17 protein-coding genes are annotated in these 15898 nt (G+C 44.0%); 4 read left to right on the forward strand and 13 right to left on the reverse strand.

Features of this window, described 5'->3' with window-relative positions; all coding sequences use genetic code 11:
* Nucleotides 1–20: 20 nt before the first annotated feature.
* Genes AC3IRK_RS10750 through yjbM form a run of 3 tightly spaced genes read right to left on the reverse strand, consistent with a single transcriptional unit; the run spans nt 21 to nt 2385 of the window.
* On the reverse strand, nt 21–902 hold the full coding sequence (locus tag AC3IRK_RS10750; protein ID WP_489169953.1) for an RluA family pseudouridine synthase: 882 nt from the start codon (nt 900–902) through the stop codon (nt 21–23).
* A gap of 18 nt (nt 903–920) precedes the next feature.
* The gene (locus AC3IRK_RS10755; RefSeq protein WP_114595374.1) at nt 921–1724 is read right to left on the reverse strand and encodes an NAD kinase; all 804 of its coding nucleotides are present in this window, start codon (nt 1722–1724) and stop codon (nt 921–923) included.
* A 10-nt stretch (nt 1725–1734) separates the two neighbouring features.
* Nucleotides 1735–2385 carry a GTP diphosphokinase gene (gene yjbM, locus AC3IRK_RS10760; RefSeq protein WP_034769792.1) on the reverse strand — a complete coding sequence of 217 codons (651 nt, stop codon included), beginning with the start codon at nt 2383–2385 and terminating at the stop codon, nt 1735–1737.
* A gap of 105 nt (nt 2386–2490) precedes the next feature.
* On the opposite strand from yjbM, the gene AC3IRK_RS10765 reads away from it, so the two are divergent.
* Both AC3IRK_RS10765 and AC3IRK_RS10770 read left to right on the forward strand, forming a co-directional pair.
* Nucleotides 2491–3066 (forward strand): CYTH domain-containing protein, encoded by a 576-nt coding sequence (locus tag AC3IRK_RS10765; protein WP_489169954.1) that lies wholly within the window; start codon nt 2491–2493, stop codon nt 3064–3066.
* A 93-nt stretch (nt 3067–3159) separates the two neighbouring features.
* Nucleotides 3160–3951, forward strand: a complete 792-nt coding sequence (locus tag AC3IRK_RS10770; RefSeq protein ID WP_114595373.1) for a DsbA family protein — start codon at nt 3160–3162, stop codon at nt 3949–3951.
* A 170-nt stretch (nt 3952–4121) separates the two neighbouring features.
* Here the strand turns inward: AC3IRK_RS10770 and pepF are convergent, their stop codons facing one another.
* Genes pepF through cls form a run of 3 tightly spaced genes read right to left on the reverse strand, consistent with a single transcriptional unit; the run spans nt 4122 to nt 8523 of the window.
* The gene (gene pepF, locus AC3IRK_RS10775) at nt 4122–5924 is read right to left on the reverse strand and encodes an oligoendopeptidase F (protein WP_188004545.1); all 1803 of its coding nucleotides are present in this window, start codon (nt 5922–5924) and stop codon (nt 4122–4124) included.
* 5 nt (nt 5925–5929) lie between these two features.
* Entirely contained in the window at nt 5930–6997 is a 1068-nt protein-coding gene (locus AC3IRK_RS10780) for a competence protein CoiA family protein (RefSeq protein ID WP_131972457.1), read from the reverse strand.
* Nucleotides 6998–7011: 14 nt separating this feature from the next.
* A complete protein-coding gene (gene cls / locus AC3IRK_RS10785; protein ID WP_489169955.1) occupies nt 7012–8523 on the reverse strand; it encodes a cardiolipin synthase in 1512 nt (503 codons plus the stop codon).
* Between the two features lie 61 nt (nt 8524–8584).
* Between cls and AC3IRK_RS10790 the strand changes: the two genes are divergently transcribed.
* Entirely contained in the window at nt 8585–9307 is a 723-nt protein-coding gene (locus AC3IRK_RS10790) for an SDR family NAD(P)-dependent oxidoreductase (RefSeq protein WP_131972455.1), read from the forward strand.
* Nucleotides 9308–9379: 72 nt separating this feature from the next.
* Here the strand turns inward: AC3IRK_RS10790 and mecA are convergent, their stop codons facing one another.
* The 3 genes from mecA to AC3IRK_RS10805 form a co-directional block, all read right to left on the reverse strand.
* Nucleotides 9380–10006 carry an adaptor protein MecA gene (gene mecA, locus AC3IRK_RS10795; RefSeq protein ID WP_131502691.1) on the reverse strand — a complete coding sequence of 209 codons (627 nt, stop codon included), beginning with the start codon at nt 10004–10006 and terminating at the stop codon, nt 9380–9382.
* Between the two features lie 169 nt (nt 10007–10175).
* The gene (gene spxA / locus AC3IRK_RS10800) at nt 10176–10574 is read right to left on the reverse strand and encodes a transcriptional regulator SpxA (RefSeq protein ID WP_012370920.1); all 399 of its coding nucleotides are present in this window, start codon (nt 10572–10574) and stop codon (nt 10176–10178) included.
* Between the two features lie 176 nt (nt 10575–10750).
* The gene (locus tag AC3IRK_RS10805; RefSeq protein WP_012370921.1) at nt 10751–10888 is read right to left on the reverse strand and encodes a hypothetical protein; all 138 of its coding nucleotides are present in this window, start codon (nt 10886–10888) and stop codon (nt 10751–10753) included.
* 222 nt (nt 10889–11110) lie between these two features.
* Between AC3IRK_RS10805 and AC3IRK_RS10810 the strand changes: the two genes are divergently transcribed.
* Nucleotides 11111–11644 (forward strand): HD domain-containing protein, encoded by a 534-nt coding sequence (locus AC3IRK_RS10810; protein ID WP_131972454.1) that lies wholly within the window; start codon nt 11111–11113, stop codon nt 11642–11644.
* Nucleotides 11645–11693: 49 nt separating this feature from the next.
* Here AC3IRK_RS10810 and AC3IRK_RS10815 read toward each other — a convergent pair whose 3' ends face one another.
* The 4 genes from AC3IRK_RS10815 to opp3b are packed head-to-tail and all read right to left on the reverse strand — an operon-like array spanning nt 11694 to nt 15705.
* A complete protein-coding gene (locus AC3IRK_RS10815; protein WP_131502694.1) occupies nt 11694–12647 on the reverse strand; it encodes an ABC transporter ATP-binding protein in 954 nt (317 codons plus the stop codon).
* Entirely contained in the window at nt 12647–13720 is a 1074-nt protein-coding gene (locus AC3IRK_RS10820; RefSeq protein ID WP_026827862.1) for an ABC transporter ATP-binding protein, read from the reverse strand. The genes AC3IRK_RS10815 and AC3IRK_RS10820 overlap by 1 nt, the downstream gene beginning before the upstream one ends.
* A 27-nt stretch (nt 13721–13747) precedes the next feature.
* Entirely contained in the window at nt 13748–14779 is a 1032-nt protein-coding gene (opp3C, locus tag AC3IRK_RS10825) for an oligopeptide ABC transporter permease (RefSeq protein WP_131972453.1), read from the reverse strand.
* A complete protein-coding gene (gene opp3b / locus AC3IRK_RS10830) occupies nt 14779–15705 on the reverse strand; it encodes an oligopeptide ABC transporter permease (RefSeq protein WP_131502695.1) in 927 nt (308 codons plus the stop codon). The genes opp3C and opp3b overlap by 1 nt, the downstream gene beginning before the upstream one ends.
* Between the last annotated feature and the right edge of the window lie 193 nt (nt 15706–15898).

The raw sequence follows: 15898 nt of genomic DNA on the forward strand, positions 1-15898 counted from the left end.
GGGTGCCACTCTTTTGGTATTCACGAAAGACTTAAGTCGTCCGGCAACGGTGCGACGAATGTCATCACCTCACCTGTCCCCGGATGCGGAAACGTAGCAGATGCGCTGTGTAGTGCTTGTCTCGCAATCAATGGTGTCCCTTTATACATCGTATCTCCGACTAACGGATGACCAAGTGCAGTAAGGTGAACCCGGATTTGATGCGTCCTTCCCGTCTCCAGTTTAATCGTCAATCGGGACAATTCACGCGAAAACGCAGTAATTCGCTCACTCGTTAAGATATGCGTTACTGCCTGTTGACCATCCTCCCGGACCATTCTTTCCATGAAGGAATGATCGGTTTGACCGATCGGAAGATCAATTGTCTGAGGTTTGATTGATCCTTCAATCAACGCCACGTACCGGCGATCGAGCAAACCATTCTGTTGCATCTTGCTCAACTGATGATGCGCAAGGGCATGTTTTGCAAAAACGACCAAACCACTCGTGTCACGGTCCAACCGATTGACGATATGAATCGCGTATGGAATTTGATGTTGCCGGTAATAACCGAGCACGAAATTCGATAATGACCGCTCTGGATGGAGTCGGGACGGAATGGAAGCCATGCCCGGTGGTTTATTGACAATCAACAGCCATTCATCTTCAAAGAGGATATCGAGTTCCCCGCTTGTCGCATGCATGTCCTGAGCAGGCTGTTCTTCCGGAAACCGGACATGAATCCGGTCGCCTTCATGAACGGGCTCGTTGACGTTGACATGTTGTCCATTCCGTAAAATATTCCCGTGGTGCTTGATCGAAACTAACATTTTTCGGGAAATATGGAGGCGTGTCGTACAAAAATGACCGACACTCCAGCCATCTTCAATAGAAGTTACTTGTTGTTCAATTTGAAATGCCATCACGTTACCTCTTTATAATTAACTTCTTTCTTCTGCTAAAAATGATTCTCGGACGCGTTGCCAAAACGGGAAAGAGCGGAATCGGGCGAATTTGACTTTTTTATCGGACACACGACAACGGATTGACTTAACATTTTGATGCACAATCGATGCATAATGATCGTATGTCAATTGAAAATCAATCGGATTGACCGGTTGAATCTCGACATCGTGGTGCTTCGGCAATAACATCGGGGATCCAATCGTCCGGTACACCCGGTTATTGATTGAAGCCATTTCTGTGATCTGGATCGCCTCGAGCGCCGGGTGCACAATGGCCCCGCCCAGTGCTTTATTGTAGGCTGTTGAACCGGATGGGGTTGAAATACACAGACCATCACCACGAAACGTTTCAAAATACTCTCCGCGAATCGACAGATCACAGACCAATGTCTGATTAAAACTTTTAATCGTACATTCGTTTAATGCCAACAGTTTATTCGTCGAACCGTCTGCATAATCGATCGATAATTCAAGTAGCGGATATTCAACGGTCGCTATGTTATCGTCCGCGATGTGTTGAATCAATTCATCCATTTCTTCCGGTCTCCAGTCGGCATAAAAGCCGAGATGCCCGGTATGAATTCCGACCAGCGTGATTTCCTCGACCTGATCCAAATAAGAATGGAAGGCTTGCAACATCGTACCATCCCCGCCGATTGAAATCACGATTTCCGGAGTAACGACGTCTCGATGACTTCCCCGTTCGATCAACGCCTGTTCTACTTGTTCCTTCAGCATATGGGAACGTTCATCGCCCCGAGCCGTAACCGCAAAACGCATCGTCATCCCCCTACTCTTTTGTTCGATTCTTTGCTTCGGTCGCCTCTCGTTCATGTAAAACGACTTGAGCATCTTGTATCTCTACTTTCAGCTGACTCATCTCCGCATCGAGCAGAAACGCTGCTTCAGCCGCACGCCTCAATCGTTCCCGTGTCTCTTCGGGAATGTTCCCCTGATATTTATAATTCAAAGAATGTTCGATCGTCGCCCAAAAATTCATTGCAAGTGTCCGGATTTGAATCTCAACAAGTGTCGGGATTTCTCCTTCAATCGTTTGGACAGGATAAGCAATGATGATGTGGTACGAACGATACCCACTCTCCTTCTTTTGTGTAATGTAGTTGCGTTCCTCGACAATCTTAAAGTCTCCCCGTGAACGTAACAGTTCTAAGACATGGATGATGTCATCCACGAATTGGCACATGATCCGGAGACCTGCTATATCTTGCATATCTTGTTCCAATAACTCGATATCAATCGATTTTCGTTCAGCCTTCTGTAAGATACTCTTTACAGGTTTGACACGTCCTGTGACAAATTCAATCGGTGAATGTTCCCCACGTTGTTGAAATTGTTTTCGAATGGCTTTTAATTTTACTTTTAATTCATCCACTGCGATTTGATACGGTGCGAGAAATAAGTCCCAATTTTCTTTTGTCATCGTTATTGTCACCACTTTTAGTCTAAATTGTTAGTTCAATTCGTTCCACTACACCATTCATGGTATCATATTTTCAAGCATTCAACTAGAAAGGTGTGGTCGGAAATGAGACAAGAAATGGAAATTGAATTTAAAAACCTGTTAAACGAAACGGATTACACCAAACTGATGGAACGGTACAATACATCCGGGTCTTCTGTTTGGCAAGCAAATGACTATTTTGATACACCTACGTTTGAACTTCGTAGCTACGGTGCTGCATTGCGCATTCGTGAAAAGAAGACCGGTTTGGTTTTGACTTTGAAAGAACCGCAGGACGACGGGTTACTTGAAACACATGTGTCTTTGTCCGAACAAGAGGCGGAAGATTTATTCCAATACGGTTTGATCCACTCTCCTGAAATGAATCAGCAGTTGGAAAAATTCGAATTAACGACTTCACTTGAACATTTAGGACGCCTTGAAACAGAACGATTCGAGAAACAACTGGAAAGCGGTTTGTTAGTTTTAGATAAAAGTACGTATTTAGGCACCACAGATTATGAACTTGAATTTGAAGTGACAAACTACGCGGCCGGTAAACGTGCGTTCGAAGAACTGTTGCAAACAAACAAGATTCCCCTTCGTGAAACAAAAAATAAAATCGTCCGTTTTATGGACCGTAAAGCGCTTACACGTTAATCGTGTAGAAATGTACAAGCAAAACCTTTGCTCTTTCTTTTTTTTCGTTGCTAAAATAGGGTAACGATATTAAAAAAGAAAAGGGGTGAACGGATGGAACACGAACAATGCAACGGTTCATATTGTTCATTGGACGAACCATCAATTCAACAACCGACAAAACCACTAGAAATCTATCATTTTCTAGACATCACACAAACGGATGGTTTACGGTTGATTCCCGTTCTCAAGAAATTAGAATTAGAATACGGTCATCTGTTCCGTCTTCGGACAATTGCAACAATTCCTTGTGCGCCTTCGCGATCAGCGTGTGATATGTCACCTCTGCTGATTCTAAAAGCAATTGAATTGCAGGGGAAAACGTTTGGCATGCGATTCATGCGTCGTTTACGCATGTTGCATAATGTCGAAGGAAAAAGCGCTTATTCGCGCTCTTCCCTGATGCGATTGGCAGAAGCATTAACGGAATTTGGTCTTGATTTAGCAGAATTCCATCGTGATATCGAATCAGATACCATTCAATTGATGCTCGAAAAGGAAACTGAACTGGTGACCGATTGGGACGTACGTATTCTCCCGACGCTTGCTTTTGTTGGAGATGAGGAAGCAATCAAGGCTGAAGGCCATTATGAATACTTGATTTATGTATCGATTCTGAACGAATTGTTAGAACAACCGTTTGAGAAACAGGCAAAGCCTCCTCTCGAACAATTCTTGAGACGGTATGACACCGCAACGACTTCTGAAATTGCATTTATCTATGATGCAACAGAAGCGCAGGTTGAACACGAATTGAAAAAGTTAATGCTTCAACAAAAATGCGTTTCACTGACGTATTGTGACGGTAAAGTATGGCGTCATTTAAAAGATTCTGCCCATGCTTAACTTAAAGAAGCTGCTTCCACGTCAATCGCGGAAGCAGCTTCTTTGTCGTTCTTTTAAACTCGGATGGGGGAAAAGAGAATCATCAGGGGGAATGTGATTCGCTTCACATGTTTAGTATAATCGAATACATCCCTCTTCGAAAGCCCTTTGTTCATATTTTCACAAAATTGTCATTCTCCGAGCAGTGCTTCAAATTCATCGAGTACCCGTTCGAATTGACGGAGGGCTGCTTCAACCGGAGCTTTCGTCGTCATATCGACGCCTGCCGCCTTGAGGACTTCAATCGGATAATCACTTGATCCTGCTTTGAGGAAGTTATTGATGTAGCGCTCGACCGCCGGCTCTCCTTCTTCTAAGATTTGCGAAGTCAGTGCCGCTGCTGCAGAAATACCTGTCGCATACTGATAGACATAATAGTTGTAATAAAAGTGTGGAATCCGTGCCCATTCCAAACCAATTTCTTCATCTAACACGATACCCTCACCGAAATACGTTTCATTTAAGGCATAGTACGTCTTAGTTAAGAATTCAGGTGTCAGCGCTTGTCCAAGACGTGCCGCTTCATGAATCTGGTGTTCGAACTCTGCAAACATCGTCTGACGGAATAACGTTCCACGGAATGTTTCCAATTGGTTGTTCAAGAGGTACAGTTTCTCGTTTTTATCCGTCACACGTTTCAACAAGTAATCATTTAGGAGTGCTTCGTTTGTCGTCGATGCTACCTCAGCGACAAAGATTGAATAATCACCATAAGCGTATGGTTGATTCTGACGTGTATAGTAGCTATGGACGGAGTGACCAAACTCGTGTGCTAATGTAAACAAGTTGTTGACGTTATCCTGCCAATTCATCAAGATGAACGGCTGTGTATCGTATGCGCCTGACGAATAGGCACCACTCCGCTTACCACGTGTTTCACGGACATCGACCCAGCGTTCCGCAAGACCTTCTTCAAGAATATGTTTGTATTCAGGTCCTAGTGGTGCTAATCCATCCACCATCAACTGTTTGGCTTCTTCGTACGTCACCTTCATTTCGACTTCACTGACGAGCGGTGTATACATATCATACATATGCAGTTCATCGACGCCTAAAATCCGTTTACGTAAAGCAACATAACGGTGTAACAACGGAAGGTGTTCGTGAACCGCTTCAATCAATCCGTCATATACCTGCTCCGGAATCGTGTTTCCGTGTAACGCTGATTCGCGGGCCGTTTTGAACTTCCGGACCTCGGCATAGAAGTTATCTTTTTTGACGGAACCGGCTAAAGTAGAGGCTAATGTGTTCGTATACTGACTATACGTCCCATACATCGCTTTAAACGCGTCCTCGCGGACAGAACGATCTTTTGACTCCATGAACGTGATGAAACGTCCGTGCGTCAGTTCTGCCTCTTCCCCGTCCTCACCTTTGATTTTCGGGAATTTCATATCTGCATTATTTAACATGCCAAATGTCGTTCCCGACTGTCCGAGAACTTCTCCTGCTTTTGCGAGAATTGCCTCTTCCGCTTCTGACAAGACATGTTCCCGTTCACGGTTCAACTCGTCAAATGCATGACGGTAAAGCGCAAGATCCGGATTCTGATCCAAGTACGAAGCGATCGTCTCTTCTGGAACTTCCAACAGCTCAGGTGTCATGAAGGCTAATGTTGCACCAATTTGCGAAGCCAGCGTCCGGGCACGGTCATTCATCGCCTGATAAAAACTATCCGCCGTATTTTCATCGTAACGCATATGTGCATATGTATAGAGCTTATGCAGCCGTCTTGAGATTTCGTCACGAAGTTGAAGTCCTTCATATAAAGTTGCATCCGACTGTGCAAGACGCCCTTTATACTCGACAAGTAGTGGAAGCATTGCTTTCACTGACTCAAACTCCTCTTCCCATTTTTCGTTCGTTTCATAAATCGATTCTAAATTCCACGTTTCTTCGTTCTTGACGTCTTTCCGTGTTAATACTTCTGCCATATGAATCACTCCTTTACTTCATTTATACCTGTTTCCCTTTCGACAAACAAACGAAGCGCTCCTGCTAACCTTTGATCTTCTTCCAAACGAGCCGATAAATCAGCAGGACGGTTTTGAAAAAGTTCAGACAGGTGGTATTGAAGAAAGTTGATAATCGCCATCCACTCTTCAATCAGAGCATATAAATCAGCTAGCTCAAATCGAATCTTCATCTGTGTCAAACATTCTGTGAGAAATGAAAGGAGATTGGGCACGGAGTAATTTCCTTTTAAACGCAGGTAAACTGCTATTTGAATTTCAAAAGGATGGACGGGTACGGAAAGTAACGCAGATAAGGGCAAAAAACACCAGGATGGAAGTGTAGAGACATAAAGATTGGAGTGATAAAGAGGAAAGCGTACATAACGATGCGGTAACGAAGAAAAAAACGGACGAAGCCGATAGTGTTTTATCAGTGTCGTCCATGGTCGTTCGAGGAATTGTCGCGGAACCGGACGTGGGAAAAGAAATTGCTCCACTGTCAAGGACACGCGCTGACAGATTACAAAACGTTGTGCGAACGGAAGTGGATGCATGTAGCGGATAATTCGTTCCTGCTCGATTAAATCAATATAACCATTCTTCATAAATGCCGGTTTCATCCAGCCATCGAGCTTAAGAAACTGACCGCTCGACTCATGAAACCCGATCCACCGTACTTGATATCCGCCTTGTTGATCGATCGACCATCTTCGTCGCCATTCTTCAGCGCTCATTTTCGAGCGCTGAATCTCAATCCCGATTTCTCCGGGCCATATTAAAAGGTCAAATCGTCTTCGCCCCCGTACCGCCTCAATTTCAACCTTAAATCGTAAATTTTCAAAATGGGCAGCAAGTCGTGTTTTCCAAAATTGATGTTCTGACGATTCACCGGTACAGGCCGTTACGTGAACAAAATGTAGCCGTTTTTTCCCTTGCCGGATCCGAAGGCGTGTTTGGCAATACGGACAGTAAAGTATTTTACCTGCTAACGATTGTAAGGTCTCAAGCTGACTGTTGATTCGATTTCCTTGCTCATCCATCGCCTCAAACATCTTACTCCTCCTTATTAGAGCAACGGTGAAAATAACCGCGAAATGGATTCGATCAAACGTTGACTAAAACTTCTTTGAATAAAGACACTCCGTTCGACCTGTGAAGAATTCGAAAAATCTTCATAAAAATCACGTGTCAATTCATGGACTGAATTTGTCCCGTACAAAAAGGCATTTACTTCAAAGTTCAAATGGAAACTTCTTAAGTCCATGTTCGCTGTGCCGATCGTCGCAATCGCATCATCGACTACGATGACTTTCGAGTGCATGAACCCTTTGTTGTATTCGTAAATCTTTACACCTGCTAATAATAAGTCTTCAAAATAAGAGCGGCTGGCATAAAAAACAACTTTATGGTCCGGAAAACTCGGCAAGAGGATTCGGACATCAATACCAGACATGGCGGCGGTCTTCAAAGCTGTCATCAGGTCCTCATCCGGAATTAAATACGGAGAAGCGATGTAAACCGAACTGCGGGCTTCCGTGATTAAACCAAAGTATAAAGACTTCATTGTTTCATGTGGTTCATCCGGTCCGCTCGCAATGATTTGAACACCCCCTGTCGCTTCCGCCATGACTTCGAGCGGTTTCATGTAATACGGTGTAAACAACCGTTCTCCCGTCATGTAGTACCAGTCCTGAAGGAAAATCAGTTGCAACTCCGAGACTGCTTCTCCCCTAACCAACAGGTGGGTATCTCGCCAAAATCCAAACATCTTATCTTTTCCCATATACTCGTCTCCGACATTGATTCCACCGGTGAAAGCAACTGTACCATCAATGACAACGATTTTCCGATGATTCCGGTAATTGGATTTACTCGAGATAAAAGGAAGGACGACAGGGAAAAATGGGCGCACTTCGATTCCGACCGCCTCCATCTTTTTGAAGTAGGTTTTGTCCGTTGAGAAACAACCGACAGCATCATATAAAAAACGAATCTCTACTCCCGCTTCTGCACGTTCAATCAATGCTTCTTGCAATTCTAGCGCAAGTGCGTCATCCCGGACGATATAGTACTCCAAATGGATATGGCGTTCTGCTTGACGGATTTCTGCTAACAATAACGGAAATTTCTCTTGTCCGTTCGTCAATACTTTCGTATGGCTATTATACGAAATCGGCAATCGGCTGATCGAATCGATAAGTTTAACAACTTTCGTGTAATGTCCATGTCGGAACACCCGATTGTGTATCCCATGATCAAACTGGGTACGATATTTAATGTAAGACTCTTCATCGAGCATCGCTTTCAGACGAAACATTCTTTTTCGTCTATAATTTTGACCAAAGGTGAAATACACGAAAACACCGACGACCGGTAATGCCATCATGACAAGTGCCCAGACAAGCGTTCGTTCCGGATTCCGGTTCTCAAGCAAGATGATGACGAAGACACTCAGTACGACGAGAATGATGACGAGAGAGAGCCATCCTACCATGTACACACTCCAGTAATAAGAAAGAAATCCGATCAGACTGACTGTCAACAGCAGCGTCATAAGTAATTGGACACGTCGCAACATGGTATCCCCTCCTGTAATTTGTTATGAATGACATACTTTTATGTAGAAGGGACGATTCAAAATGAAAACGTATCTAGTGACTGGTGCAACAAGCGGAATTGGTGAAGCTACCGCCTTACAACTGGCACAAGAAGGACATACTGTCCTTGCGCTTGGACGAAATGAGGAACGTGGTCACGATTTGGAACGTCGCGGTGAAGGACGGATCAACTTCTTTCCAGTCGACTTGTCGATTCCATCCGACATCGATCGATTTTTCGAAGACACAAAAGAACAATTCCCAATACTTGACGGGATTTTCAACAATGCCGGAACCTTCGGAAAGCCGGTTGCACCAGAACGGGTGACTGACCAACAGAGCGAAGTCTTTCAAGTCAATTATCATGCACCGGAGCAGATCATTCAACATGCAGTCAAACGGCTGAGTCGTGGTGCTTCCATCGTTAATAACAGTGCAATTGTCGGACATGTTAAATTCCCTGCCATGCTCTTGCCGTATGCTTCCTCCAAGAGTGCTCTTCTTACGCTTACGAAAACATATGCTGCTCGGTTTCACGGAAAATATCGTTTTAATGCTATCTGTCCCGGTCCTGTCGACACGAAGTTAAGTCATTCCTTATATGGTGGAAAAGATAAGTTTGATTTAGCGATGAAACATCATTTACGTGGTGAAGCGGCTCAACCGTCTGAAATCGCAGAAGTCGTCTGCTTTTTATTATCCGATAAAGCAAGTTACATCAATGGACAAACCTTAGTCGTCGATGGCGGTTACACCCTCACTTGATTATTCTACACAACAAAGGACTGCTTCCAAACAAATTGGAGCAGTCCTTTTTGATTGTACCGTTTGATTCTGTTAATTCGGAAAATGCTTCCGAATGAACGTAAAGACATCGCCAGGTACGATTATTTTTCCATACTCTGCTACAGGATGAATCGTCTGTTCACTAAAGCTCAAGTACTCTGCAATCAGACTCATTACATTTTCCTGTTCTTCCACTTCTGTTTCTTCTTTAAAGTGAAGGTGCAACAGGTAGAGTCCGTCTTTTTGATAAAGAGACGTTTTCACTTCTTCGAAGATCGGTGCTTCTGCATATTGGCTAAGGGCAATGATATGCTCGAAATCTGTTGTTTCAAATAAGACATCTTGACTGAGTTCCGTTTCTTTTTCTTCCGCATCAGACATTGCGGAACGAAGTAACGAATCCAACTCATCTTCGTCAACTTGTTCTCCGTCAATCGTTGTTTTAGCGATTGTAACGGTGACTTCTAAACCTTTTTCAAATGCCTGTACTTGTATCCATAGTGGACCTTCGAAGGAGATGGACTCTTTTTCATTCGCTTCATCCATCATCTGCCAGAATAACTGTTCTCCACGTTCACGGTTGTACCAAATCTCGTCTCGGGCGAAGCCGCGGCGTTCGATGTCCGTGTACGTAATGAAGAACTTGACGGTGTTGTCATTGACGCGTTCGATTTTCAATATGTCCACTCCTTTCCTCTCGCTCTTATCTAGTATACGAACGAGCACTTCACATAGATTCAAAAGAATCATTAAACATATAGGGTATATTCCTTTGTTATCTCTATTTTAACCTTTTTAGGCGGTAACAAAAAGCACACTGCTCAGAAAGCAGCGTGCTCATGACAATTTACTCGTTGACAAGGCGCTGAGCTTCCAACAACTGGAAGGTACGGACTTTTCGCGGTAAAAAGCGGCGGATTTCATCCTCATTGTATCCAACTTGAAGACGTTTTTCGTCAATCAGAATTGGACGGCGTAATAAACCTGGATATTCTTGAATCAAATCATACAAGTGTTGTAACGATAAGTTTTCTACCGATACATCTAATTTTGAAAAGACTTTCGAACGTGTCGAGATGATTTCATCTGTTCCGTCCTCTGTCATACGAAGTATTTGTTTAATTTCATCAAGCGATAATGGCTCTGAGAAAATATTACGTTCCACAAATGGGATTTCATGTTCTTCAAGCCACGCGCGCGCTTTACGACAAGAAGTACAGCTTGGTGAAGTATAGAGTGTTACCATTGAAAAACATCCTCCCCCTGATTTCACATCATTTCTCCTGCGTAAATTTATTACCCAGTAGTTGATGATTCTATTACTTGACAGTTTACTTTGATTTTCATTAAAAATAAAACCCGATATATGTTTTGAGATGAAAGAACTTTTCGTAAAAAACTTGCTAGAGCCACCAGGTGGCTTCAGCAAGCTGGTGTGTGATCAAAGGGTTGAGAAATCGTCTCTTTTGCTTTAGGGAGTTTAATCTCTTTTAATTTTTTTTCGAAAATGTCCCGCAAAAGGCGTTTTTTCAACTTTTTCTTTTTATCACGTTCTTTCATACTCCGACACCTCACTCGGTCCGAAAAAAGAACTGTTAACCAACGAAAGCTAAATTATCATCTTCTACATTAATTAGTATACCACGTTTACCTGATTTCTATTCCTACTTGAAGCAATTAATTATGTGAGATTGTCGATTTGTCTTTAGTAAATAGTTGCAATTGCTCGCCACTTCACGTAAAGTGTATAGAAATACTTACTCGTGAAAGGAGTTATTTTTTATGCCAGTTACCCTTGTCACTATCATTGAACATCCGATTGCCCAAAAATATTTAGAACGATCCGGCTTGAATCATGCCATTTCTGTAGCAGAACAGGCGTTGAGACTCGCTACCCAGCGTGGTCTGGATGCAGATACAGCAACGAAGGCTGCCCTGCTTCATGATATCGGTCATTATGAATGGTATACAGACGGCACATGGAATTATGATCTCTACCGTCAAAATGACATCCATGCGATCAAAGGAGCGGAACGGGCCCATAAATTACTGATTCGTCTCGGTGAAGAACCGGAACGGGCAAAAGAAATCGCCCTTGCCGTTCTGTTGCACACAGATTCCTATTTACCACCGGGGACGATTAACCGGACTCCATTGCAACAATTGGTCCATGATGCCGATACGCTTGAAGAACAACCGGGTGGTCTTCATCATTATGAGAAAATTCCATTCGAAGAAGCCGTCAGCCGTCTGCATGCTCTTGACTCGGTTGTCCACCGTTTCAACAACCTTCCCCGTATTGCTTCCGAAAATTAAAAAAAGGCATTCCCGAATAACTTCAGGAATGCCTTTTAGTTTGGTTAAATTACACAAGTTGTGCTTGATACGCTTCGAGTTCTGCATCTGTCATCGAGACATAATGACCCGGTTCGATTTCGCGCAACGGCGGGATGCTTGAGTCTTCACTCGATTTCCCAACCGCTCCGCCTGTCGGGCGATCATAAATGATCCGCTTACGTGTCCGCTCATGCTCTGGATCCGGAAGTGGAATTGCTGATAACAAGGATTTCGTATAGGCATGGACTGGATTTTCATAAAGGCGATCCGCATCACACAATTCAACGAGGTGACCTTGATACATGACTCCGATTCGATCTGAGATATATTTGACCATTGATAAATCATGGGCAATAAACAGATACGTCAGACTGCGATCACGTTGCAATTGTTTCATCAGGTTGACGACCTGGGCTTGAATCGATACATCTAGCGCAGAGATTGGCTCATCGGCAATGATGAAGTCTGGTTCGACGGCTAACGCACGGGCAATCCCGATCCGCTGACGTTGTCCACCTGAGAACTCATGCGGATAACGACTCGCGTGTTCTTTCGTTAGACCAACTGTTTCAAGAAGATCATACACACGGTTGTTCCGCTCGTCTTTCGACTTGGCAAGACCGTGAATATCGATTCCTTCAGCGATAATATCCCCGACCGTCATCCGTGGGTTCAACGATGCATATGGATCTTGGAAAATCATCTGCATCGAACGGTTGAATTTCAATTTCTCTTTACGCGATTTTTTAGCATGAACATTTTCACCTTTGAAAAGGACTTCTCCGTCTGTCGCATCGTATAAACCGATGATTGAACGCCCCGTTGTCGATTTCCCACAACCTGACTCTCCAACAAGACCAAGAACTTCTCCTTCATAGATATCGAATGATAAACCGTCAACTGCTTTGACGACACGACCACGACCGATATTAAAGTGTTGTTTGAGGTTCTTTACTTCAAGTAATTTACTACGATTCTCCATTACTTTAGACCGCCTTTCAGAAGCGATTTCGCGAATGTGCTATCTGGACGATATTTCAGCGCAAGATCGCGGATGGCTACCGGTGGTTCTACATACGGTGCTTGTGGATGTAATAACCAAGTTGCCGCTTCATGAGTATCTGTGATCGGGAAGAACGGAGGCTCTTTCTCGAAATCAATTTTCATTGCGTACTGATTACGTGGTGCAAATGCATCACCGACTGGTGGGTGCAATAAGTTCGGTGGTGTTCCAGGAATTGCCGGTAAGTCTTGCGAACGATCGTCAGACGGTCGTGGCATTGATCCAAGCAGTCCCCATGTGTAAGGGTGACGTGGCTCATAGAAAATTTCATCGACCGTTCCTTTTTCAATCAACTTCCCAGCATACATAACCGCTACACGGTCTGCCATGTTCGCTACGACACCAAGATCGTGTGTAATGAAGATGATAGCTGTACCTGTTTTTTGCTGGATGTCTTTTAACAACTCAAGAATCTGTGCCTGAATCGTAACATCGAGTGCTGTCGTAGGCTCATCGGCAATCAAGACTTTAGGATTACAAGCCAGTGCAATCGCGATAACAATCCGTTGACGCATCCCGCCTGATAGTTGGTGCGGATATTGTTTCAGACGTGCTTCCGGGTTCGGAATTCCGACGAGTGTCAGTAATTCTAACGTCCGTTTTTTAGCTGCATCGCCTGTCAATCCCTGGTGGCGTTTCAAACCTTCGGCAATCTGTTTGAAGATGGTCATCGTCGGATTTAATGATGTCATCGGATCCTGGAAGATCATCGCGATATCACGACCACGTACTTTTTGCATCTCTTTATCAGAGAGTTTGACCAGATCACGGCCGTCAAACATGATTTCACCTTTCGTGATTTCACCGGGAGGATTTGGAATCAAACGCATGATAGCTTTTGATGTAACCGATTTACCTGAACCAGATTCACCAACGATGGCAAGTGTTTCGCCTTTCTTTAAATCAAACGATACGCCGCGGACGGCTTGAACCGTCCCAGCATACGTATGGAAAGCGACAGTCAGGTCGCGTACTGATAAAATAGTTTCCATTGTGGATGAACTCCTCTCTTATTTCCGTTAGCGACGCAGACGTGGGTCGAACGCATCACGTAATCCATCGGCTAGCATGTTAAAGCTGATCATGACAAGTACGAGGATTGTCGATGGGATGACGAGCAAGTAAGGGAATGTTTTTAATTCTTTGTACCCTTCATTGATCAATGTACCCAGTGATGGTTGTGGTGGAGCAAGACCAAGACCGATGAAGCTTAGGAAAGCCTCGAAGAAGATTGCACCTGGAATCGTGAACATCAATGAAATGATGATTGTACCGAGTGTATTTGGAATCAAATGCTTGAATACTAAACGTGCGCTAGAAGCACCAAGTGTGCGTGCTGCAAGAACGAATTCCTGGTTCTTAAGTTTCAGGATCTGTCCGCGGACGAGTCGACTCATCCCGATCCAGCCGGTGATCGTCATCGCGAGGATGATGGTCGTGATTCCGGGTTCAAGAATCAAGATGAACAAGATGATTAAAATCAAGTTCGGAATCCCTGTCAGGATTTCCGCAATCCGTTGCATGATATTATCGACACGTCCACCGTAGTAAGCAGAAATTCCGCCATACGTGACACCGACTAGAACATCAATGATTGCTGCGACAAGACCGATGAAGAGTGAAATTCGTGTTCCTTCCCAGACACGTGACCATAAGTCACGACCGAGATGGTCCGTACCAAACCAAAATGTATCTTTGACTTGTTTCGTTTCATAAAAATCGATTGGCTTTTCACCAAGTGTTGCCATTCCGTCAAAACCAGCCCACTCAAGACCTGTAATTTTTGGCGGTAGTTTAGCTTGAGTAATCGTTTGGTTATAAGCATCTCTACCGGACAACATCGGTCCGAAGAGTGACAACAGTGCGATGATGACGATGATGACGAGCGACAGGATTGCCGCTTTGTTTTTACGAAGGCGTGTCCAGGCATCCTGCCAGAAGTTTAAGCTTTTTCCGGCAATCCGCTCACCCGCTTGTTCATTAAATTCTACTGGTTGGAACAGTGATGAGTCGAACTGTTCTGCTTTTGCGTTTGAATTTTGTTCTGCCATTATTTGCTACCCCCCAAACGAATCCGTGGATCGACGACACCGTACAGAATATCGACGAGCAAGATCATAAAGATAAAGACTGCCGAGAAGAACAGCGTTGTCCCCATGATAACCGTATAGTCATTTTGTGTGATGGACGAAACGAACAATTCACCAAGACCCGGTACGGCAAAGATTTTTTCAATAACGAATGTTCCTGTAATCAAGGCTGCTGTCATTGGTCCAAGAATCGTGATGGCTGGAATCAAGGCGTTACGCACCATGTGTTTCCAAGTGATCGATTGACCGTCTAGGCCTTTTGCTTTAGCAAGTGTCACGTAATCCTGACCGGTGACTTCAAGCATCTCCGTTCGAACGAAACGGGCAATTGAGGCTGTTACTCCAAGCGATAAGGAAACGGTCGGAAGAATCGTATGTGCTGGACTTTCCCAGAAGGCTACTGGCAATACGCCCCATTTCACTCCGATATAATATTGAAGAAGTGACGCAAATACGAATGATGGCACGGAAATCCCTAGTACCGAAATGAACATCGCACCGTAATCAACTGCTGTATTGTGGCGAAGAGCCGCGACAACACCGAGGACAAGACCAAGAACTACACCGAGAACAAGGGCTTGAATACCTAATTGAGCGGATGGTCCAATTCGTTCCATAATCAAATCTGTTACTGGACGGCTGTCATATTTAAATGATACACCGAGGTCTCCTTGAACTAAGTTGACCATGTACGCTGCATAGCGTTGTGGAAGCGGATCATTCAAGTTGTACTTATCCCGCAGGATATCTAACTGTTCAGGAGAAAGTTTCTCCTGGTTTTGGAACGGTGAACCTGGTAACAGATCCATTAGGAAGAAAGTGAACGAAGCGATGAGTAAAAACGTCAGTACGCCGTAAACAAGGCGTTGAGCTAAATAACGGCCCATAGATGGCACCCCCTATAAAGATTTTCTGTTTTTTTCGAAACATCAATAAAATCAGTATGACCCAAAATTGTCGGAACATTCAAGAATTTTGTCGTAAAAATTAAAATTCTTTTTTATTTTGGACTGATTGACGCCCCCCTGGCCGCTGTTTTTTCACAGTTAACCAATATTTCAGAATTTTTCGTTTGATTCC

The sequence above is a fragment of the Exiguobacterium sp. GL_137 genome (assembly GCF_057834585.1).